This window comes from Maridesulfovibrio ferrireducens, assembly GCF_900101105.1.
GTDB lineage: Bacteria > Desulfobacterota > Desulfovibrionia > Desulfovibrionales > Desulfovibrionaceae > Maridesulfovibrio > Maridesulfovibrio ferrireducens.
This window is the reverse complement of record NZ_FNGA01000003.1, coordinates 657,559-679,375: the sequence shown is the minus strand read 5'-3', so window position 1 is coordinate 679,375 and position 21,817 is coordinate 657,559. Positions and strand designations below refer to the sequence as shown.

22 protein-coding genes, 1 tRNA gene and 1 other RNA gene are annotated in these 21,817 nt (G+C 39.8%); 8 read left to right on the top strand and 16 right to left on the bottom strand.

The window, feature by feature from the left end:
- The 3 genes from BLT41_RS12425 to BLT41_RS12415 all read right to left on the bottom strand — a co-directional run bounded on the left by BLT41_RS12425 (nucleotide 1) and on the right by BLT41_RS12415 (nucleotide 2,241).
- On the bottom strand, nucleotides 1-1,206 hold the full coding sequence (locus BLT41_RS12425; protein WP_092161578.1) for a tyrosine-type recombinase/integrase: 1,206 nt from the start codon (nucleotides 1,204-1,206) through the stop codon (nucleotides 1-3).
- 202 nt (nucleotides 1,207-1,408) lie between these two features.
- Nucleotides 1,409-1,767: a transfer-messenger RNA gene (gene ssrA / locus BLT41_RS12420) on the bottom strand.
- Between the two features lie 150 nt (nucleotides 1,768-1,917).
- Entirely contained in the window at nucleotides 1,918-2,241 is a 324-nt protein-coding gene (locus tag BLT41_RS12415; RefSeq protein ID WP_092161577.1) for a hypothetical protein, read from the bottom strand.
- A gap of 132 nt (nucleotides 2,242-2,373) precedes the next feature.
- Here BLT41_RS12415 and BLT41_RS12410 point away from each other — a divergent pair, with 132 nt between their 5' ends.
- Entirely contained in the window at nucleotides 2,374-2,571 is a 198-nt protein-coding gene (locus BLT41_RS12410; protein WP_092161576.1) for a hypothetical protein, read from the top strand.
- On the opposite strand, the gene BLT41_RS12405 is transcribed toward BLT41_RS12410, so the two are convergent.
- The 9 genes from BLT41_RS12405 to BLT41_RS12365 form a co-directional block, all read right to left on the bottom strand.
- Nucleotides 2,554-3,945, bottom strand: coding sequence for a response regulator (locus tag BLT41_RS12405; protein ID WP_092161575.1), 1,392 nt, complete (start codon nucleotides 3,943-3,945; stop codon nucleotides 2,554-2,556). The genes BLT41_RS12410 and BLT41_RS12405 overlap by 18 nt on opposite strands.
- A 203-nt stretch (nucleotides 3,946-4,148) precedes the next feature.
- Nucleotides 4,149-4,901 carry a DUF4198 domain-containing protein gene (locus BLT41_RS12400; RefSeq protein ID WP_092161574.1) on the bottom strand — a complete coding sequence of 251 codons (753 nt, stop codon included), beginning with the start codon at nucleotides 4,899-4,901 and terminating at the stop codon, nucleotides 4,149-4,151.
- Between the two features lie 29 nt (nucleotides 4,902-4,930).
- Entirely contained in the window at nucleotides 4,931-5,548 is a 618-nt protein-coding gene (locus BLT41_RS12395; RefSeq protein ID WP_092161573.1) for a hypothetical protein, read from the bottom strand.
- Between the two features lie 184 nt (nucleotides 5,549-5,732).
- Nucleotides 5,733-7,052, bottom strand: coding sequence for a porin family protein (locus BLT41_RS12390; RefSeq protein WP_092161572.1), 1,320 nt, complete (start codon nucleotides 7,050-7,052; stop codon nucleotides 5,733-5,735).
- 178 nt (nucleotides 7,053-7,230) lie between these two features.
- A complete protein-coding gene (locus BLT41_RS12385) occupies nucleotides 7,231-7,647 on the bottom strand; it encodes a hypothetical protein (RefSeq protein ID WP_092161571.1) in 417 nt (138 codons plus the stop codon).
- A 30-nt stretch (nucleotides 7,648-7,677) separates the two neighbouring features.
- The gene (locus BLT41_RS12380; RefSeq protein WP_244512268.1) at nucleotides 7,678-9,987 is read right to left on the bottom strand and encodes an ABC transporter substrate-binding protein; all 2,310 of its coding nucleotides are present in this window, start codon (nucleotides 9,985-9,987) and stop codon (nucleotides 7,678-7,680) included.
- Nucleotides 9,988-10,053: 66 nt separating this feature from the next.
- Complete coding sequence (map, locus tag BLT41_RS12375; protein WP_244512267.1) at nucleotides 10,054-10,848, bottom strand: type I methionyl aminopeptidase; 795 nt, start codon at nucleotides 10,846-10,848, stop codon at nucleotides 10,054-10,056.
- A 95-nt stretch (nucleotides 10,849-10,943) separates the two neighbouring features.
- Nucleotides 10,944-11,020, bottom strand: a tRNA-Met gene (locus tag BLT41_RS12370).
- 137 nt (nucleotides 11,021-11,157) lie between these two features.
- Entirely contained in the window at nucleotides 11,158-11,952 is a 795-nt protein-coding gene (locus tag BLT41_RS12365) for an undecaprenyl-diphosphate phosphatase (protein WP_092161570.1), read from the bottom strand.
- A 215-nt stretch (nucleotides 11,953-12,167) separates the two neighbouring features.
- On the opposite strand from BLT41_RS12365, the gene BLT41_RS12360 reads away from it, so the two are divergent.
- From BLT41_RS12360 to BLT41_RS12350, 3 genes are read left to right on the top strand one after another with little or no spacing between them, the layout of a single operon-like run.
- Entirely contained in the window at nucleotides 12,168-12,365 is a 198-nt protein-coding gene (locus tag BLT41_RS12360) for a hypothetical protein (protein WP_092161569.1), read from the top strand.
- A gap of 54 nt (nucleotides 12,366-12,419) precedes the next feature.
- Nucleotides 12,420-13,580, top strand: a complete 1,161-nt coding sequence (lptF, locus tag BLT41_RS12355; protein ID WP_092161568.1) for an LPS export ABC transporter permease LptF — start codon at nucleotides 12,420-12,422, stop codon at nucleotides 13,578-13,580.
- The gene (locus tag BLT41_RS12350; RefSeq protein WP_092161566.1) at nucleotides 13,577-14,710 is read left to right on the top strand and encodes an LptF/LptG family permease; all 1,134 of its coding nucleotides are present in this window, start codon (nucleotides 13,577-13,579) and stop codon (nucleotides 14,708-14,710) included. The genes lptF and BLT41_RS12350 overlap by 4 nt, the downstream gene beginning before the upstream one ends.
- Before the next feature lie 110 nt (nucleotides 14,711-14,820).
- On the opposite strand, the gene yihA is transcribed toward BLT41_RS12350, so the two are convergent.
- The gene (gene yihA, locus BLT41_RS12345) at nucleotides 14,821-15,450 is read right to left on the bottom strand and encodes a ribosome biogenesis GTP-binding protein YihA/YsxC (RefSeq protein WP_092161565.1); all 630 of its coding nucleotides are present in this window, start codon (nucleotides 15,448-15,450) and stop codon (nucleotides 14,821-14,823) included.
- Nucleotides 15,451-15,577: 127 nt separating this feature from the next.
- On the opposite strand from yihA, the gene BLT41_RS12340 reads away from it, so the two are divergent.
- The 3 genes from BLT41_RS12340 (at nucleotide 15,578) to BLT41_RS12330 (ending at nucleotide 19,092) form a co-directional block, all read left to right on the top strand.
- A complete protein-coding gene (locus tag BLT41_RS12340) occupies nucleotides 15,578-16,033 on the top strand; it encodes a type II 3-dehydroquinate dehydratase (protein WP_092161564.1) in 456 nt (151 codons plus the stop codon).
- Nucleotides 16,034-16,210: 177 nt separating this feature from the next.
- Complete coding sequence (gene efp / locus BLT41_RS12335) at nucleotides 16,211-16,771, top strand: elongation factor P (RefSeq protein WP_092161563.1); 561 nt, start codon at nucleotides 16,211-16,213, stop codon at nucleotides 16,769-16,771.
- Between the two features lie 149 nt (nucleotides 16,772-16,920).
- On the top strand, nucleotides 16,921-19,092 hold the full coding sequence (locus tag BLT41_RS12330) for a DNA translocase FtsK (protein ID WP_244512266.1): 2,172 nt from the start codon (nucleotides 16,921-16,923) through the stop codon (nucleotides 19,090-19,092).
- On the opposite strand, the gene BLT41_RS12325 is transcribed toward BLT41_RS12330, so the two are convergent.
- Complete coding sequence (locus tag BLT41_RS12325; protein ID WP_092161561.1) at nucleotides 19,089-19,559, bottom strand: L-2-amino-thiazoline-4-carboxylic acid hydrolase; 471 nt, start codon at nucleotides 19,557-19,559, stop codon at nucleotides 19,089-19,091. The two genes, BLT41_RS12330 and BLT41_RS12325, sit on opposite strands and share 4 nt — an antisense overlap.
- 65 nt (nucleotides 19,560-19,624) lie before the next feature.
- On the opposite strand from BLT41_RS12325, the gene lolA reads away from it, so the two are divergent.
- Entirely contained in the window at nucleotides 19,625-20,266 is a 642-nt protein-coding gene (gene lolA / locus BLT41_RS12320) for an outer membrane lipoprotein periplasmic chaperone LolA (protein WP_092161560.1), read from the top strand.
- A gap of 59 nt (nucleotides 20,267-20,325) precedes the next feature.
- Here lolA and BLT41_RS12315 read toward each other — a convergent pair whose 3' ends face one another.
- Nucleotides 20,326-21,087 (bottom strand): pseudouridine synthase, encoded by a 762-nt coding sequence (locus tag BLT41_RS12315; protein ID WP_092161559.1) that lies wholly within the window; start codon nucleotides 21,085-21,087, stop codon nucleotides 20,326-20,328.
- Between the two features lie 79 nt (nucleotides 21,088-21,166).
- On the bottom strand, nucleotides 21,167-21,793 hold the full coding sequence (yedF, locus tag BLT41_RS12310) for a sulfurtransferase-like selenium metabolism protein YedF (RefSeq protein WP_092161558.1): 627 nt from the start codon (nucleotides 21,791-21,793) through the stop codon (nucleotides 21,167-21,169).
- Between the last annotated feature and the right edge of the window lie 24 nt (nucleotides 21,794-21,817).

Below are 21,817 nucleotides of genomic sequence, written 5' to 3'. Positions count from 1 at the left end.
CTAATCACCTTTTATGTTAGGTATTTTATTCCCATTCTTTAATGCTTCCAAATAATCAGCCCACCATTGCATCATCTTACGGCGTTCTGGCAGGTAGTCGGCGTGGTTATATGCAGCGCGGACACTGTTTCCTTCAACATGGGCGAGTTGTCTTTCAATAACATCAGGCTTCCAACCATTTTCATTCAGATTTGTTGACGCCATAGAACGAAATCCGTGTCCGGTGAGTTCCTCTTTGCTGTATCCGAGGCGGCGCAAGGCTCCGTTGATGGTATTTTCACTCATGGGACGTGATTTGCTGCGTACGCTTGGGAAAACATAATTTCCGTTACCAGTGAGCGGTTTAAGTTCGTTCAGTATTTCTAAAGCTTGTCTTGATAGTGGTACTATGTGAGGGCGACGAGCTTTCATCTTTCCGGCGGGTATACGCCATTCAGCTATTTCAAGATCTATTTCGTCCCACTGCGCATGTCGCAGTTCTCCGGGGCGGACGAATACCAGCGGGGCGAGCATTAAACCGTATTTGGTAATGTCTCCACCTTCGTATTCTTCGATATTGCGGAGCAGGGGGCCTATTTCTTTAGGTTCAGTGATTGCGGCCAAATGTTTTTCTTGGGCGGGAGGGATTGCGCCTTTTAGATCTGCGGAGGAATCGCGAGTGGCGCGGCCTGTTGCTACTGCATAACGTAGTATTTGACCGATGATGCTGCGTACACGGTGGGCCGTTTCAATAGCTCCACGGTTTTCAATGCGCCTGAGTACTTTTAAAATTTCTGGTGGATCAAGTTGATTGACCGGAGTCTTGCCGATCCAAGGGAAGCAATTAAGTTCGAGACGTCTAATGATTGTTTTGGCGTGGCCTTCGGTCCATGTGGGTTTGAATTTGCTATGCCACTCACGGCTGATTGATTCAAATTCATTTTCTCCACTAACAGCTGCCTTCTGGCCTTTCTTGTGATCTGATGGATCAATGCCACTCTCTAAGATTTTTCTTTGATCTTCTCGCTTGTTTCTAGCATCTTTTAAACTAGTAGCAGGGAAGGAGCCTAGTCCTATCATTTTACCCTTGCCGTTAAAACGGTAGCGAAATCTCCAGAGCTTTGACCCGTTTGGTTTAATTTCCAAGCAAAGTCCATTTGAGTCGGTGATGCGATAGATCTTATCTTTGGGTTTTGCCGCTTGAATTTGCTTAACGCTTAGAGCCATAAGAATTTCCTCATTTGTGTGAGTACGGTTTTTTTAAAAACATGAATAAACCCATCCGTACTCACATCATATCGCGGATGTCAACGGCGTTAACCAAACTATAACGAACGCAGAAAAAACAAAAAACCCTTGCTATTCTGTTGAATAACAAGGGTTTAAGTGACGTTAATAAACGTTATGGGACAGTATGAAATTGGGGTTATGGTGGAGGCGGGGGGAATCGAACCCCCGTCCGGGAATGCTCCACTAAGACATCTACAGGCATAGTTCAGGTATTGTTTCTCACTCTCATGGACGCCCCTGAACGGGCAACATGTGAGCCAGCGCGTGCTAGGTTCTCACTGCTTTCGGGACGTGCAACCGAAAACTAGCCAGCCTGATGGGTTTTGTGTCAATGCAGATATCAGACATCAAAGCAATGACATAGCGGCTTAATTAAGCTGCTAGTGCGTAATCGTAATTGTCGTTTGCAATTATGATTGTGCCGCTTTTTACGAGGCCAGCGGCGCCTCGACCTGCAGCCTCAGCTTCTCTCATCCCCGTCGAAACCAGTGCGCCCCCATTTCAAAGAACTCTTCCTAACTCTATTATAAGACATTTAGAAGAGGATGCAATAGCCCGGTGAAAATAAATAACCGGAATCTATGCGAGAAGTCGGTACGATTATACCATTGCTCAGTTAATGGCAAGAACCTTAACTGCTCAAAAAAATTATTCCCAGCCGTCTTTGCAAGGTCCACAAAGATGGGAGCAAAGAGAACTGGATATTGGATTAAATCCGCCTTTCTGTACTTGTCCGGTCAGGGTGTTGCGGCATGTATATTCTAATTCATATTCGCAGACCCAGTGCGCAAGAACATCGCCGTTAACATCAGCGCAAGTTACGGTTGCTGCTCCAAAATCTATGCGCTCTTCAATGCAGGCCGCTCCACCTTTGCATTTGTATGTGATTGTTTCCGCAAATGCGCATGCGGCCGTGATAATCATGATGGAAAGGCTCAACATTAATACCCGGCATATTAAACGTGACTGCATATAAACTCCTGTGCGAATTAATTTTAACATGAATACTTAACCTTTTATTAAGTCTATATCATTAGCCCTTTCATGTCATGTGACAAAGTGTTAATAGCAATCCATCAAATATAATTTTACTTTGGAGGAAATATGGAAAGCCCTTTTAAATTTTATGTCTATGAAGATTCTGCTTATATCTATGATCAAAATCAGAAGCGTATTTTTCAGATGGGAGTAAAAGAAAGCAGTGACGTTGAAGTGGACGTAGAAGCTCTTATCCTTGAGTCAGGAGAAGAAGTAAGCAAAGAAAAAGCTTGGGAAGTCTCAGGGTTAGATACACTCGGCTAAATTTAATTCTTTACTGTCCATTGGATTATCGGGAATCACAGATTTGAAGGTTTTTACGCATTCGGGACATAGCTGGAATTCTGAGTTTTGCGTAATGATATCCATTGCTTTGTTGTGAGCCATTGCCTTTCTATACGGACGGTCTGTTGTGAGTGCATCATACACATCGGCAACAGCGATTACGCGTGCCCAAATCGGAATTTCATTACCTATCAAACCATGTGGGTAGCCTTGACCGTTCATTTTTTCGTGATGATAAAGGACTGCCGGTATAACATCTTCCATACTTGGAATAGGGCGTAATATTTCGGCTCCCAAGCTAGGGTGTTGTTTGATTAAATTGAATTCTTCCGGGGTTAATGGACCTGGCTTTAAAAGAACATCATCTCTTATTCCGATTTTACCAAGATCATGCAGTCGTGCAGCAAATTCGATTCTTTCTAAATCGTGAGGGTTAAACGACATTTGTTTTGCAATTTTGACTGAAATAGATGCCACTGTGTCAGAATGTCCACGTGTATAGGGATCGCGTGCTTCGAGTGCTTGAATTAGGCTTGTTATGCTGCCAAGTATAAGATTTCTTTCTGTTTTTAAAAGTTCACGTTGTTGCAGCACCATTTTGAAATGGTCACTAAGTAGTTTTTCCGCAGTAATTACAAGCTGGTCAATATTGAAAGGCTTGACCAAAAAAGCGGAAGCTCCTTTATGCAGTAACTCGCGCATTGTTCTACGGTCGCCACCTGAACTCATTATAACAAAAGGGATACTTGAAAGGTCCGGATTTTTTTGAATTTTATCACAAAATTCAATTCCATCCATAACAGGCATGTTTATATCTGAAAGAATGAGGTCCGGAAGTTCATTGGAAGCAATTTCGTAAGCTTCTGATCCGTTTGATGCTGTTATAACATTAAATCCTGCGTCAGAAAGACCGGAATTTACAACTTTTAAAATGTATTTTGAATCATCGACTACTAAAATCAATCTATCTCTGAGTAGTTTAGATTTATCTAATATCTCTTGTACATAAGGAAAAAGTTCTTTGCCTGCTTTATTCTTGGTTATATAAGCCGCAGCTCCGACTTCAAATCCTTTTTCTATCTGTTCATTTTTTTCATTAGTGGAGAGAATGATAACGGGAGTAGATTTCGTTTCAGGATTATTCTTAATTTCAGTGCAAAGCTGATATCCATCCATGTTAGGCATGATTACATCGGTAATTACCAAATCGTAATGCCTTTTGCGAATGTGATTAAGCCCTTGAAGGCCGTCGACTGCTTCAGTTACATCAATACTCCGGCTTTTGAGCTGTGAGCTCAGGACAGACCGTATGGTTTTACTGTCATCGACAATTAAGACATGCGGGTTACGCATTCATACTCCATAGTATTATATCAAATAAAAAGCTGAATTTATTACTATTAACAAAGTAATGGCTATGTTTTCTAATTATATTATTAGTGGCCTAATAATGAAAAAAAGTAAAGGTCAGACCATCTGGTCTAACCTTTACTTTAGTTATATGTGAAATGTCTATTGATTCTGTTTGGCTATTTTTTTAAAAAACAATTTTTTAATTAATATGAAAACATTTCAATCCAAAGAACTGCTCCAAGTTCAACGGTTTTTCCTTTGATTTTATAGTCTGCATCATTGAGAGCTGCAAAACCCCACCAGCCGGATTTAGGACAAGCAAAAGTGAATACGCCATTAGCGTCGCAAAGAACTTCTTGAGTAACCATACATTCATATGGAGCTTTATATTTTGAGTCTTTGTTGTAAAGTTCAACTTCAACACGTGTGTAAGGAGCCGGCTTGCCATCGAGTAAAACTATTCCTTGAAATACGTTGCCGGAATAATTTCCCCAAGGACGGGTGAGAGGAACAATCTCAGTTTTAACACCTAAAGGTTTATTCCAGTCTTCACCTTCATTAAAAGCTGACACAATTGTTTTTGTATAGTGAATTATATAGTTGTCTTCAGCTGGTTCTGGATATGGAGTAGGCTCCATGAAGAATGTATACATTCCCGGACGTTTAAATTTAAAAGATGTTGTAAAACCATTATGACCGAGAAATTTGGACTTTTTTAAGGAACTCAAAAGATCTGTTTCTTTTCCTTCATGATAAACACTGAACTTTTTGGGCTTAACTAGATCCATTCCTGCAAGTTCGAAAGGATGTGCGAATGATAATTCCATGTTGATTGTTTTTTTCTCAGGAGAAACAATAGAAGTGTCAGGAATCAACATTCCGAAATGTGCATGTGCGCTTGCTGCCGCCGCAAATAATGCGATTGATGCAATTAAAGCGATTAAAATTTTTTTCATAACAACTCTCCATTTTTAAATTTAAAGTTTTACTTTTTTCTAGAAGTTAAAAATGCCGCAATCCCGAAAAAGCCAAAAATATATCCAATCCCTGAAAATATTTCCTTTATTCCTGGACCATCTTCTTGTTGATTTAAGATCAGTCTTTTTAAGGTATCTACCTTAGTGTTTAATTCTTGTATTTGAGCACTCAGCAAGGATGTATCCGTGTTCGTTAAAGTGGTTTTAACGTTGGATGTAATTTCTGTTTCTGTTTTTTGTGGCAGTTCAGATGACGTAGGCGAAGCATTCGGGAAAATATCTTCTGGAGTTAGAGTCCATTCGTTTCTATGACCTTCAGAAGCTATGAGAACAATTTTAAGTCCTGCGTGGTCAGAAGAAATTTCTTTTGGAATGGGAAAATTAAAATTGCCGTCGTCATCAGACGTTCCTGTCAAAATCTGTGCGCCGGTTGTCAAATTGAAAACTTCAATTTTGCCTTGATGCACTCTTTTTTTTCTCGAAAAATAGCTTTCAGTAAAAACTTCAGATCCTTCAACATATGCAAAGACTGAAACTCTATGAGCTTGTGCGGGGAGGGTAGAAAAAAACATCACTAAAACTAGAAACATTGTCGACAACAGCATACGAAATATTTTTTGAGGCATGATTAAAGACCTTTTAAGTTTTTATTACAAAATATTAACTGCAAAGTGATACACATTTGAAAAACGTATACAGCTGCAAATATGTCAAGTCAATCGTAATTTAAAAAAAAGAAGGTCAATTGATAATAAAAAGCAGGGGATTGAAGAATGAGGCAAGCAACAATTAAACGCATGCGTTTATTGGTCAGTCAAAGGTGTACCCGAAGTTGATAGTTGTGTTTAAAAAACCGTCCGGGTCATGTGCTTTTCTTCCGAAGGTTTTTAAATATCTTACATCTGAACCGATGGTAAAACCTGAATCAAATTCATAAAGGAAGCCTAAACCGCCTCCGGCAACAGGAGCGCCGTCGGAAATATTAAAATCTGTATTCGGGTAGCCGAAGAAAGAATAACCGCCTTGAGCCGCTATGTAAGGCGTAAATTTAGAGTCAGTATAGAATCTGTAAAGCAGAGAAGCTGTAAAAGTGTATGTGTTAAAACTTTTTGATTTATAATCGTAAGAAGTTCCGTTGGTTGCATTACTAGATGCCGCCAAAGAGCCGGATCTTCCTGAAGTTCCACTGATCATCATATCTCCGCCCAGTCCCAGCCCGGAAGGATAAAAGTGGCGGATAGTTAATCCTCCGGAAGGGCCAAACGAAGCATAAGGTACATCTGTTTTAGACTTTGTAGAGTATTGTGTCCCTACGGCCGCTCCAATAAATGTTTCTGATTTTTTCTTTGAAAGAAAAAAACCTTGATTCTTTTTTAAAGGTCTTCCTTTTTTAACTCTGATCGCAAGGTCATATTCTTCCTGAGCAATATCACCCGGCTGCCTGAAATCTGAAGGTGTTTTTGTAGTTGTAGCTATTGGCGCTGTTACAGATGGTGCAGCAGCTTGCGGCTGAATTATTTGAACAGGGCGGGCAGGCCAGAATCCTAACTGTTGAGGCTGTTGTTGAACTTGAACGTATCTAATGACAGGAGCTTGAGTTGGTACTGATTTGTATGATTGCTTGGGCGCTGGCGCGACGTATTGATGATCTGAACTTATTTGATCGTCGTTTGTAGACAGTTCTGAAATAATTTTATTTGAAGTAGGATTTTCGCTTATATTATCAGCAGGTGCGGCTACGGATTCTGATTTATCCGCATTTGCAGATTCAGGCTGTGGAGTTGTTGAAACGTTGCCAATTTGTTGAACAACGCCGATCTTAATCAGCTCTTGTGCAAGTGATTGTCCGTTAATAATCACGTCGGCTAAAATTGTATTTTCGTCGTTTTTTCCAGTTTCATTGATTTCTGCCTCTTTCATCAGAGCAATGCTGCTGCACTCCAGCTTACCTTTCGCTTTGTCAACTTCGGGCGAAGGAATTATTCCGGAAATTTTAATTTTTACAGGGTCTTGCCCATCTTTAAGAACTATTAAAGATGTGGAGCTATCAACTGCTATAATCTTTCCCTGCCATGCTTGAGCTGAAAGAGGGAAGATTAAAAGTAGTATAAAAAGTGTCAGTATGCGCATTTTTACCAGCCGCTTGTGTTTAAATTTTCATGCTCATAAAACAGATCGGCAATGATCAAATAATCTTAACGGTTTAAAAAATAAAAGTTGTAAACCAATGTATATTTTATTCTTTAAATTGATTGTTTTGGCCTGATAATGACATATTTAAACAAGCTGTAAAACCTTAATATAAAAATTATCTCCAACCGATTGGTTCATATCCTTTTTCAATTAGGCATTTTTCTACAAAATTACGGTATACAGCGTCTGTATTGTCTTGAACTGCTCCGCCAACAGCTCCTCCGGCAGATCCTCCCGCAGCTCCTGCAAGCGCGGATGTTCCCGGGCTGCCAGTCACAATGCCAATGCCTAAACCTATTGCGCCCCCGACTAAGCCTCCTTTGAGGCCAGTTTTAACGCTTTTTTTACCTCGTGATTCTTTACCGACATTGTCATCAGCAAGCTTCAAGCAGTATTGGATATCTTGATTTGTCTGGGCCTTACCGACTGCTTTAGAATGATCATTCGGGTATATTGCTGGTTTTTTTGCACAAGCCGGACACGCAAAAATAAAAACTAAAAATAAAAGGAACGAGATCGTTTTGTGAAACATATGTATGTACCGCTGTATTTAAATAAAGGATTAAATTGAGGGGATTTTGATTGAGAACTTTGTTCCTTTGTCGACTGCAGATTCAACTTCAAAAATGCCCTTATGGTTCTGGGTTATAATAAAGTACGAAACAGAAAGGCCTAAGCCGGTGCCAACCCCTGGTGCTTTTGTTGTAAAAAATGGTTCGAAAATTCTTTTGCGAATGTCTTCGGACATTCCCGGTCCATTATCTTCAACTTCAATTATAATAAAATCTTTTTTGTATCTAGTTCTTAATGTAAGTTTTGGAGTTCTTTTTTGTGCAGTTTCAGCCATGGCAAAAGCGGCATTTTTTATAAGGTTTAATAAAACTTGCTCAATTTCAGTTTTAAAACAACTTATCATGTATGAATTATCAGCGTATTCTTTGACTATTTGTGTATGTTTAAAATCATATTTCTTACGTAAATCATAGTCGCAGGAAACAATGTCAATGATTCCATTAAGTAAGTTATTTAAATTGCATGAGGTCTTTCCTGCATCACTACGACGACTGAATTCAAGCATGTTTTTAACAATTTCTGCGGCTCGTTCTCCAGAGACTTGAATGCCTTCGATCATACGTAATATGCCCCTTTCATTAAGGTAGCTGATAATTTCATCAAAGGAGCATTTTTCATCATTTGTTGTGATGAGATTTTTTTTATACTCAGGTGAAAGTCTACGTAGAATGTTCTGGGTGCCTTGCAGAATGCCGGCTAGGGGGTTGTTAATCTCGTGAGCCATGCCGGCAGCAAGGCCTCCTACTGAGATCATTTTTTCAGTTTGAATTAACAGGTCCTGTGTTTTAACTTTTTCAGTCATATCAATCAGGGATGCAACCCGGTCTGTTGAACCGCTGATTTTTTCAACATAAACACTAACATTTCTGATTTCACCGTTTGCGCGTAAGAATTTAAATTCATAAGCGCGTGGAGCCGTGCTTTCATTATCTGTTCTATCTAAGTGATATTGATGCATTTTAGCTAATTCATCAATAGTTACAAAATCAGTCCATTTTTTTTTGTTTTTAATTTCATCATTTTTAAGACCACATAAGTCTGCAAAATTGCTATTGCATCGTTTTATATAAAGATCATCTCCAACTATCACTGTTGCTGTGCCGGTATTATGAAATAAACTGCGGTAGTATTGTTCACTTTTTATTAATTTAGCTTCAATCTCTTTTCTTGTATCAACTTCTTTTTTTAATTTGCGAGCAAATATCATCATGAACAGTAGAACAAGCACGACGGAGGCAAATAACAATCCTGTATAGATTATGGTTTCTTTTGTTATTTCATAGCGACCGATATTAGGATCAAAAAAGAAATTATCTAAATTTCTATCATCGGAAACAAGTTCCAGCTCTTTAAAATTGTCAGCGATATGTTTCCATCTTCCAGGATTGATATGACCGATTGTAATTAAATCAGGCAGGATCAGTTTGTTAATTTTATTAGCTTCGTACAGTAAATGCTCTCTTGATTTCAATGAACCGAATTTATTAATGATTATTTCTGTGAGTTCTTCTGGATTATTCAAAGCGTATTTCCAGCCTTTAAGGCTGGCTTTGAGAAATTTTCTAACTCTTTCAGGATGGTTAACTACCTGATTTTGCGAAGTAAAAAGACTGTCACCATAAAAATCAATACCATATGTAGCAGGATATATGGTTGAGTAAGGGATGTTGTTTTTTTCAAGATAGTAGGGCTGGTTGGTGATATAGGCTGAAATGATATCAATATTGGGATCGAAGTAATCTTCAGGAGTGGCAAATCTATCTATTAAATCTAGTTTATTAAGAGGGATCTCTTCTCTATTCAGCATTGCTAAAAGCTCAATTTCTTGCGAAGCCGTGTTCATAAGAATTTTTTTGCCCAAAAAACTATGAGGACTATGAAGAGCTGGAGTTGTTTTAGAAATAAAAACCAGAGGAGAGTGTTGAAAGATGGAAGCTAAAAGAACAACGGGTTTACCTTTGAGGTAATGTAAGAGCATTTCAGAATTCGTTACACCGAAATCTGCCTTACCTTCAACAACTTGATCAATAGGACTAACTTTTAGATCTCGTTCAACAATTGTAACATCAAGGCCTTCGTCAGCATAAAATCCTTTTTCAAGTGCTGCATAATAGCCTGCAAATTGAAACTGATGGAACCATTTCAATTGCAGAGTTACTTTTTCAAGTTTGTCTTCTGCTAAAACTTCGTTCGGGGATGAGCAAACCGATATAAAAATGAAAAATAATATTAATATATTTGGCAACAGGTTTTCAAATGGCCAATTTAGAGCGCGATAAGGATTTATAAAATATTTCAATGCTCCATCCTAGCTAGGTGTATGTATTAATATTGAACATATTTTTAGAGTACAAAATGCCAAAACTTACCAGATGGCCCATCCTTCTCCATTTGGATCACATGTCAAAACTTCAACCCCGTCTGCCGTAATTGCTATCGAATGCTCAAAATGAGCTGAAGGCTTTCTGTCTTTGGTGCAGATGGTCCAGTTATCAGATTTAGTAAAAATTTTATGTGTTCCCATGTTTATCATAGGTTCAACAGCTATGACCATTCCTTCTTCTAATGTGAAATCAGGAATCGCGCGAGTAGAGTAGTTGGGTACATCCGGGCTTTCCCATAGCTCTCGGCCTATACCATGCCCGATTAGCTCTTCAACCACCGAATATCCGGCCTTTCTTGCTGAGTCGGCCATTACTTTGGCAATGTCTCTCCACTTAATTCCGGGCTTCATTTTAGTCAGGGCGATGTTAAGGCATCCTTCAGTTATATTTAATAAATCCTGAACTTCTTTAGAAACTGTTCCGACACCATAAGAACAGGCGCAATCAGAACACCAACCGTCTAATTTTACTCCGATATCAATACTTACGAGGTCGCCTTCTAAAAGAACTCTTGATCCGGGAATACCATGCACAACTTCTTCATTAACGGATATGCAGGTTCCCGCAGGGTAGGGTGTGACACCTTGAACGCCTTTAAATAGGGCTATGGCTCCATTTTGGGAAATAAAGGACTCCACGGCTTCATTGATTTCAGAAGTCGTCACACCGGGCTTAACCATGCTTCGGGCAACCATATGAGTTTTCTGAAGCAATAATCCGGCCTTACGCATTTTAGCGATATCGTTTTTTGATTTAATTGAAATTTTTGTTCTCATAATAATTAATCGTAAATCTAGAGGAAATGGAAGTCAAAGGAGAATTTAAACAGAAAAAGCCCGTAGTTCAGATGAACTACGGGCTTATACATTCGTGGTAGCGAGGAAGGGAATTGAACCCCCGACACTGCGGATATGAGCCGCATGCTCTAACCAACTGAGCTACCTCGCCACGTTTCGGCCTTCGCCGCCAACGAGAGAGAGTACTATACGCTCTCCTTCTCCTTGGCAAGTAAAAATTTAACTTTTTTTGATTTTTCTTAAAATAATGCTTTTACTTAGCAATTCTAGATTGTTGACCATTCAACTTCAGCTCCAGAAAAAAAGCACCAATGGAGCCAGCGCAAGCCTGTAATATGCGAAGGGGCGTAAGGTTAATTTGCTTAAAAGATAGATAAAACCTTTGACTGCAATCCATGCTGAAATAAAAGAGATTACAAATCCGACTGCAAGAAACGGCATATCTGCAACCGTAAATAATTTGTAGCTTTTGAGCATATCATATCCGGTTGCGGCAAACATAATTGGAACAGCGGCAATAAAGGAATACTCTGCGGCAATTTTTCGTTTTGCTCCTAAAATCATGCCTCCCATAATTGTAGCCGCAGATCTTGAAAATCCCGGCCAGAGAGCTAGACATTGAAAACATCCGATACCAAAAGCTAATTTAGGTGTAAGTTCATCCAATGTGAAACAGCTGGCTTTTCTTTCTTTTCTTTCAACAAAAAGAATCATTAAGGCACCGACTAAAAGCGCCCACGCGACAGTGTAAGGATTAAAAAGATATTTTTTAATGGCATCGTGTGCGAGAAGTCCGAGGACTGACGCTGGTAAACTTGTTAAAAATAAGAGGTAAAGTCCTCTGGTTCCGGAAAATCTTTGTCCATGAACCGGGAAAAATAATCCCCAGAAACGTGACCAATACAATAATACCACCGCAAGGATGGCCCCTAGCTGGATAGCAACTTCAAAAGAAGAAGCCTTATCCCCGGTGAAACCAAGAAGATGACCTGTAATGATAAGGTGACCTGTACTGGAGACCGGCAAAAATTCTGTAAGACCCTCAACAACTCCGAGAATTGCTGCTGCATATAGAGAAGGCATTTAAAACCCCTTGAAAATCACAGTTAAATATCCAAAAAAAATCAATTTAAATAGTCATATAGTTATGAATAAGCTAATTGAAGAAGGGAGAAATTCCCTTATTTAATCTTGTGAAGCCGTGACTTAAATATTCCAGCCTGCTCGAAGTTGCAAGGGGGGGCAAGCTGGTGTAGTAATATGAATTAATAACAATCGTCTTCGAAGGAATTAAATATATGACAACCATCGTTCCTCATTGTGAGCTTACTCGCAAAGCTATTAAGTGGATTTCTGAAAAGCAAATCGAAACAGGTAAGACTCATAGATTATTGCTTGAAGAAGCCGCAATGCGTTTTAATTTGTCACCTAACGATGTGGAATTTCTTAATCGTTTCTATAAAGAAAATTCTGACAAAAGTCCTGAATGTGACTAAACTTTTTTTATCCAAAACAAGACTTAACAGTCTGCAATTCCTTATGGAATCAATTTGAAGATTCTTCATCGTCAGATATTTAAGGAACTTCTTTCCATTTTCACGTTGAGCTTGTCCGGCTTCATGGGATTGATCTTGATTGGTAGACTTTTACAATTCAGAGATCTTTTCATGGGCCAAAGTCTCGGCGCTCTTGAAATGGGAAAGCTGTTCCTATACTTGTGTCCTTTTTTCCTGCTTGTGCTGACTCCTATTGCTACTATGTTGGCAATTTTTCTGACTTTTTTGAGAATGAATTCAGATAATGAGATCACAGCTCTTAAATCAGGTGGGCTCAGCCTTTATAAGCTTTTACCTGCGCCCATTATTTTTTGCATGCTTTGCACTGGAGCAGATGTCTTTTTTTCATTATACGGACTTTCGTGGGGCACAGAAAATTTCCGCAATGCTTTGATGGAGTTTGCGCGAACCCGAAGTCAATTAGCTATTCAACCCGGTGTTTTTAATAGAGATTTTCCGGGATTAGTTTTTTATGCCGAAAAAGTTGATACTAAAGACGGCAAAATGCACTCTGTCTTTGTGCGCGACAGCACGCGAAAAAGTATGACTGCAACGATTGTTGCGCCGCTTGGTGAGATCAGAACTGATTCCGCTCGTGGAAGAATCATGGTTCATCTTGAAAACGGACGGATATATCAGCAGCAAAAAGATCAGCTAAGCGTTCTTAAATTTAAAAATTATGATGTTAGAATTCCTCTTGGTAACCTTCTGAAAGGTTATGATGTTGATGACCTGCGTCCTAAAGAAATGTCATGGGAAAAACTCGTCCGCATCAGCAGAGGAGGTGACCGTGCCGGTGATCTTGATCCGAAGTTTTATCGCAAAGTTCAAGTTGAGGTTCAAAAAAGATTAGCATTGCCCGTAGCATGTCTGGTGCTTGGTATGTTTGCCATGCCTATTGCCTGTATTTTCAGAGGGCTGAAGCAGCAGTACGGGTTGATTATCTCAATGGGGCTTTTCCTTGTGTATTACACCATGCTTTCACTTGGTATAACCCTTGGAGAAAGCGGGACTTTGTCACCGGTTGTAGGCTTGTGGGCTCCTAATACAATCTTTGCGGTTATTTCAATTTTATTATTAAAAATGGCTGTGATGGAACGCTCGTTTCGAATTAAACTGTCATTTTTCAAGAAAAAACGCAGGGAGGCAGTATGATTCGTAAATTGCTTCCCGGATATCTGGCGACATATGTACTGAAACAGAATCTGTTTTTGATGATGGTCTGTCTTGGTGTCGGAACGGGGATTTATCTTCTTTCCGATCTCTTTGACAGGCTTGATGATTTTATAGAAGCCGGACTTGGAATAGGGTTAATTCTCCGCTATTTTCTTGTTAAAATGCCGCTTATTTTTTCACAGATATTACCAGCAGTCTTTCTTATTTCCATGCTGATACAACTTTGTGTAATGGCTAAAAATAAAGAAATGCTCGCACTTAGAACCGGAGGTCTTTCTCTTGGCTGGTTTGTGCGCTTTTTTATTATTTACGCAGTTTTTTGGAGCATGGGACAACTTATGTTTTCGCAGGTCATCGGAGTTTATGGAGAGCAGGAAGCTTTTCGTATCTGGAAAGAAGATGTGCGCAAAAGTCAACTGGATAAAAGGGTGCTCCACAACATCTGGTTCCGAGAAGGAAAATACGTTGTTGAAGCTGATGAAGTGATGCCTTTCGGTAATAAAGCGAAGGGTGTTACAGTATATGAATTTTCCGAAGATAATAATCAGATATTAAAGGTAATTACATCTGAAAGCGCTGAAGTCAGTGAAAAGTATGGCTGGAAGCTTGAAAATGCTGTGGAACTCAGTCCTGATAAATTTTCATCGCGGAAACATCCAATTTATACGATGCCTCTTAAGCTGAATCTGAAAGTATTTAAAGCAGTTGATCCGGGGGCAGATCCGGCTCAGCTTCCATTATGGCAGTTGGCGGAAGTAATTGATCAGCTCAAAACATCCGGTTCAAATGTTGATCGTTTAATAACCGCATGGCATTCCAAGTGGTCATATGCGTTTTCTCTTCTGGCAATGGCACTTGTTTCACTCGCTTTGGTTACAATTTCAGAAAACATTTATCTGAATATAGGGCTCGGGTTGGCGCTGACGTTTACTTATTATGCTTTGTTCATGATTGGAGCATCAGCGGGGCAGTCCGGGGTTTTGCCGCCAATTGTAGCGGCATGGATCGGTAATATTGTGATTAGTACACTTGCAGGGCTTCGCATCGCATGGGTTCTTATCCCTGAATCTGCCGGTAAATACATGGGTCGTAATAAAAGACTTAAATAGGCTGGGGCTAAAACTTTTCGAATATAAAAAAGACCAAACAATCCGTTTTATATAACGTGATGGTTTGGTCTTAAAAAAAATGACAATTACTTGTTTTTTATTCTAACTGACTATTCGTTTGTATTGCTTTCGACATCTTCTATGGAAACCGGAGCATGAGCTAATTCAGGCATTGCTGTTTTATCCAGAAGATTCCAGAGCTTGGTGCGGTTCATGCCGCTCTTACTGGATACACATAGAGGTTTGACATGTAAAATGTCCTGCCATTTATTCTGAATTTTGGCACGTTCACCTTGTTTAGTTTTGTCTGACTTAGTCAGAACCGGCAGAATTGGAATATTGCATTGTCTAAAATACGATATCATGTCGATATCATTTTTCTGGGGAGTCAACCGGCTGTCGAGTAACACGACTGCTGCGGCAACGTAAGCGTTTCCTTCTAGGTAGCGGTCAATAAGTTGCCCCCATTTGGCCCGCTCTGTTTTTGAACATTTGGCATATCCGTATCCCGGCAAGTCAACTATGTAGTAGCCATGAGGTACGACTTCGTAATAGTTCAAGCTTCTTGTTTTACCGGGGGTTGCGCTGATTTTCGCAAGTTTCTTTCTTTCAGCAAGGCAGTTGACCAGTGAAGATTTTCCTACATTGGAACGCCCTGCAAGAATGATTTGAGGAACAGGCAATTGTTCAAGTTGATCGATCTCGTAAACGGTTTGCATCAATTTGAGAGTATTATTCATTAGGAATGGTCCTTAAATATTATGTTTAAAGTAAGGAACACTGATCACCCATTTGTTTCAGTGAGTCAAGTTAGATAATCTTTCAAGAATACATTTTGGTCAACCTTGAAAAAATAAAGGAGTTTAGATGTACACCTTTTTAATACTGAACGGTCCGAATCTGGGGCACGTTGGCAAAAGACAGCCAGAAATATATGGTTCTGATAAAATTGAAGATATTCCTGATCTATTAAAAAAAAATATGGGCAAAAATGCTGATCAAATAAAATTTGAATTTTTTCAGGCTAATTCGGAAGGCGCGTTGATTGACCGACTTGAAAAAGCCAGAAAAGATAAAATTGATGGAATTGCTTTTAATGCCGGAGCGTATACACACACTAGCCTTGCCATTGCTGATTCACTCGCATGGATTGATGTCCCATGTGTTGAAGTTCATATCAGTAATATCTGGGCACGAACAGAAGATCCCGTTAGGCAGCATAGTTTCATGGGGAAACATTGCATTGGAGTAATTGCCGGATTTGGAATTCTGAGTTATGTGTTTGCCGTTCAGGCATTGTTTTGTCATGTGACAGCCGATTAAATTAAACTTTTTAAGCGGATGTTTATTGAACTTATCGGCTGTTATTGTGAAGAATCAATATAAACAACTAGTATACATTGATGATTCATGCTGTCTTAGCGCTGTAGCAGACAGCTCGGGATTAATATTTCGACGTACCTTTAAAGGCTCGTACACTTAATACTTAGCGGAGTTAAAATGATATCTACTAAAGATTTTAGACCAGGATTGAAAATTGAAATTGATAAAAAGCCTTATGACATTGTAGAATTTCAGCATTTTAAGCCGGGTAAAGGTGGCGCTTTTGTTCGTACAAAGCTTAAAAATATGCTTACAGGACGAGTTGTTGATCAAACTTTTCGCTCTGGAGAAAAAGTAGAAAAGCCTGATATGGAAACAAAAGAAATGCAGTTCCTTTATAAAGATGGAACCGCTTTTGTACTTATGGATCTCGAATCATATGAACAGATGACTGTTGCAGCTGAAATCATCGGTGATACCGGTGGATTTCTTAAAGAAGGCGAAAGTAACAAAGCACTTCTTTATAATGGAGAAGTTATTGGAATGGAATTGCCGGCTTCTGTTGTTTTGTTAGTTACGCAGACTGATCCCGGTGTGCAGGGTGACAGAGTCAGTGGCGCTTCAAAGCCTGCAACTCTGGAAACAGGCCTTGTCATCAATGTTCCTCTTTTTGTTAATGAAAATGATAAAGTAAAAGTAGATACACGCTCCAAAGAATATTTAGGCCGTGAAAAATAAGCCTTTTTTCCGCTGTATTAATGATTAGTATTTTCTCCGGGTGGTTAATTCTGCCCGGAGTATTTAAACCAGCTCCTTTTATATAAAAATGGAGCGAAACGGAGGATGAGACACTGCCCAGCGAAAAATTCGCAAAAGAAATTTCCGGCTTGTTCTGGATTTTTTTAGCCGCCTTTCTTTTTATAAGCATGTACTCGTTCCATCCGGGCGATCCTACTCTTAATCAAGCTGTAAGTTCGAACTGGAAAATAAAGAATTTAATAGGGCCAGCCGGATCATATGCCGCAGGTTTAATGATAGATATGGTCGGAATCGGTGCTTGGTTGATACCTTTTTATTGCCTGTATTTAGGTCTTGCATCTTTTCTCGTAGCTTTAAAGCAGCCTTGGTGGAGATGGGCTGGCTTAGTATTGCTCTATGTCTGTCTTCTCTCATGGTCGTCTCATCCTTGGTTGACTGAATATCAAAAAAATCTGCCGATTCACGAAGGCGGGTTTATCGGTGCGCTGCTTTCAAAGTGGTCATTCCGTTATCTTAAGCCTGTCGGAGCTTTCCTTTTCTGGATGTTCACAACTCTTGCCGGAATTCAGCTGACTCTTAATTTGAGCTGGGCTTCCATCTGCAAGAGAATCAGAACTATACTTATTGATTTCGGTCTCAAAAATAAAGAACGCTATGACCGTAGAGCTAAAAGAGTAAAAACTGAACGAGATCGCAAAAAAGCAGAAAAAAAAGAGATCGCTGTAAAGACTGATACAGCTTCTAAAAATTTCGAACCTAAAAAGAAAATTGAAGAACAGGAAAGTGATTCTGAAGTTGTTTTAAAGCCATTTAAAGAGGCTATCCCTAAGAAAAAAGTTAAACCTAAGCCGCAAAAGATAGATACAACCGCTCCTTTTCCTCCTCTTGATATGCTGGTGGAGCCTAAAGTTACCGGTATTAAGGTTGATCCGAAAGTATTAGAGAATAAAACTGAAAGTCTCGCAGTTTGTCTTAAAGATTTTAATATTGATGGCGAAATAAAGAATGTTATTCCCGGTCCAGTTGTTACAATGTTTGAATTTCGTCCTGCTCCCGGTGTAAAAGTCAGTAAAATAGCAGGACTGACTGATGATATTGCCCTTGCTCTGAAAGCAATTTCCGTCAGAATTGAAGCTCCGATTCCCGGCAAGAATTCAGTAGGGGTAGAAATTCCTAACGATCAGCGACAGGTTGTTTATCTGCGTGAAATTTTTGAAGCAGACTGTTTTAAGAATGCCAAATCACCTCTGACAATGGCGCTGGGTAAAGATATTCAGGGTGAACCTGTTGTCGCGGATCTTATAAAGATGCCGCATTTACTTGTAGCCGGAGCGACCGGAGCCGGGAAAAGTGTCTGTTTAAACGGACTTCTCATGAGTCTGCTTTATCGTGCCGGACCTGATGAAGTAAAACTTCTGCTTATAGATCCCAAAAGAATTGAACTTGCTGTTTATGCAAGTCTTCCGCATCTTGTTCATCCTGTTGTAACTGATATGGCTTTGGCAAAAAGTGCGCTTGAATGGGCTGTTCATGAAATGGACCAGCGTTATCAGAAGATGGCTCGCCTCGGGGTAAGAAATATTGCCAGCTACAATGAGAAGCTGATCAAGATGGAAGGCGAAATGCCGGAAGATTTGGCCGATCTTGAACATATGCCTTATTTAGTTATTGTTGTTGATGAACTTGCTGACCTTATGCTGACAGCCGGAAAAGACGTTGAAATCAGTATTGTGCGGCTTGCTCAGTTGGCGCGTGCTTCCGGAATTCATATTATTCTTGCCACACAGCGACCTTCTGTAGATGTCGTCACCGGCTTGATTAAAGCAAACTTTCCAACACGAATTTCCTTTCAGGTTACCTCAAAACATGACTCCCGCACTATTTTGGATATGGGCGGTGCAGAAAAGTTGCTTGGTAGAGGGGATATGCTGTTTAAACCGAGTGGAGCACAACTTCGCAGATTACACGGTGCTTTAGTTGAAGATGATGAAATAAAATTGGTTGTCGATTTCTGGAAAAAGAAATATCCGCAAGACTTTGAGCTTGATTTTACCGACTGGAAAGAGACTTCGTCCGGCTCCACTCAGGGACGTATGCCCGGAGAGTCTGATGATCCGATATATGGCGAAGCTGTTGAATTTGTTCTTACACAGGGTAAGGCGTCCATATCTCTATTACAGAGACGTTTCCGTATCGGTTTCAACCGTGCGGCTAGATTTATAGAACAAATGGAACAGGACGGGATTCTCGGGCCTCAAGATGGCAGTAAGCCTCGTATAATTCTCGTTACGAAAGATTAATCCCAATAAAATCTGAACGGACAGCATTTTCCTCCTTCAGCCAGAGTCGTTTCGCGAACCATACGCAGATTTTTGCTGTAACCTTTGGCGAATGGTTCGTCGCGGGAACAGGACAACAGTTTGCAAAGTTCATCCGGTAACCCCATATCATAGTAGGCTTGCTGATAATTGCAGCGAATGACGTCAATTTTGAGCAGGTTGTCTTCTATAGACATCTCTGCAACCTTAATGGCATCACCCGTTTTCCAAACTTCAACGATAGATGAAAAGTGTTTAAGATTAGGTTCGTTTTCGGCCGTTTTTGCAAAATTTTGTCCAGCCTGAAATGCGGATGTCTTAAGGTTTTCTCTTATTATTTCCAGTGCTTTTTCTTTGCCTGATTTATTTGATATTGTTTCGTAAAGCTGTCCATAAAGTTCAGCTTCGATTTTACGGCGGGAAATTGCTGCGACAGGTTGTTCTTTCATAATTCACCTAACGGGGTTATATTTAATGTGTAAATTAACATTAAAATTGATCCATGAGGAACGCAATGAATTTTAGGTTCTGCATACTTATACTTACAGTTTTATTATCAATCGGTTCAATTGCTTCGGCAGATGAGCTGACCACTGAAATACAAAAAACATATGATTCCATTAAAACTTTTAAAGCTGATTTCAGTCAGACTTTGACTAATGCCGCGAGTAAAGAGAGTGAAGTCCGGTCCGGTAAAATCACTTTTAAACAACCCTCTCTGTTGCACTGGGAATCAATTACGCCCGAAAAAGAATTGCTGATAGTTGGTGAGTCTATTGTGTGGGATTATTTCCCGGATGAGAAACTTGCTCTTAAATATCGCACCAAGCAGCTCTTTAATTCAAAAACTATGATTAAGTTTATTTCCGGTAAAGCTAAGCTGGAAGAAGATTTTATAGTAGAAAATCAAGGGGAAGAAGAGGGGCTGATCAAACTTAAGCTTATGCCTTTTGAACCTGAAACAGGGCTGGTCCTAGCTTATGTGTGGGTTGATCCTGATAAAAAAATGCTTACAAAGATTCTAGTTGTGGACTTTTACGGAAACGGAAATGAAGTGCTGTTGAGAAACATTGAGATTGATCCAGCAGTAGCTGATTCACTTTACGAATTTACTCCACCTAAAGGTGTGGATGTGGAAGATAATACTAAAAATTAATAGAAATATATTCTAAAAAAAAGGGAGTGCAGATTTAAATCAGCACTCCCTTTTCTCGTTTACAGTCCTACGTCTTTCTTTAAAGACTTAACCTCATCCGAGGTTAGCTCCCGCCATTTTCCAGCAGGCAGATCTCCAAGTTCTACTTTTCCTTGTCTTGATCTTTTAATCTTCAAAATAGTCGTGTCGAAATCTCTGAACATCCGTCTTATCTGACGGTTTACACCTTGATTAAGAATCATCTCAATCTTGGTCGTATCTTTACCTTCGCTTAGTATTTTCACTTTCACCGGTGCGAGCCTGTCACCTTCACATAAACACATTCCGGTTTCCATGATTGCTATATTTTTAGGCGAAACAGGGCCGCGCACTATAACTTCATATACTTTGGGTAAATGCCATTTCGGATGAGTCAACCGGTTGCAGAGTTCTCCGTCCGTGGTCAGAATCAGCAGTCCTTCTGAATAGAAGTCCAATCTGCCCACAGGAAAAACTCGTTTCTGCCTAAAATTTAACGGCAGAAGATCAAGCACGGTTTTGCGCTTTTGCGGATCTTTAGCTGTTGTTACAGTTTCGATCGGTTTGTTTAATAAAATATAAACATTCTCAGCCTGTGAGTCATGTTTTACGGGCTTTCCGTTAACTTCCACCAGATCATTTTCAGGATCAACCTGAACACCTGGAGAATCAACACGTTCGCCGTTTATCTTTACTTTTCCTTGATTAATCAGCTCATCTGCGCCGCGTCTTGATGTTATTCCGGCAGAAGCTATAAATTTATTAAGCCTGATTGTTTCGGGATTTTTTGTGCTGTCAGCCATATTGTCCTTTAAACAGAAAGATCGTTTATCTTTATAGTTGCAGCGTCAGAAACATTCCTGACAGCAACCAGACTTCTGTTTAAGCTTTAATGACTTTGCTGGCAAGTTGCAGACTTGTGACCACATCAAGCATATTGGTTGTTTCACCGACAGCTCTTTTATCAAGCAGGTTGAAATGATCCAGACAAGTTCCGCATACAAGGATTGAAACTCCTGATGTTTCCAATGCTTGCAGTGTCTCCAGACAGGTGTGTCCGGCTGTAGCAAGCTTGACCGCGCCGTTAACCAGAATGATGCGCCACAATGAATCACCAAGCTCTGAAAGCGTTGCGACAAAGTTAAACATCAGCTTAGCGCCCAGTTCATCGTCTCCGTGACCTAAGTAATCACTATTAAGGAAAATCAGTGTCTTACTGCCTATTTGCGCCAATTCATCATCGCTCATTATTACGCAGGTCTCACAAGTTGCAGCTGTAGGAATATTGTTTTCCGAAGATTTTTTACCTGTAATGGAAATTAATGAATCATTTTTTTCTGTATGGACTTCGTATCCTCTTGTTGTCATAAATCTGGATACATTTTCCATCGCGGCTTCATTATCGACAAGAATAATAATTTCTTCCGGATTATCAGCTTCAATGGCGTTTTTACATTTAATAACTGGCTGAGGGCAGGGTAACCCCTGACATTCTATTTTTACTGACATAGCTTACTATCCTCCTGAAACTAT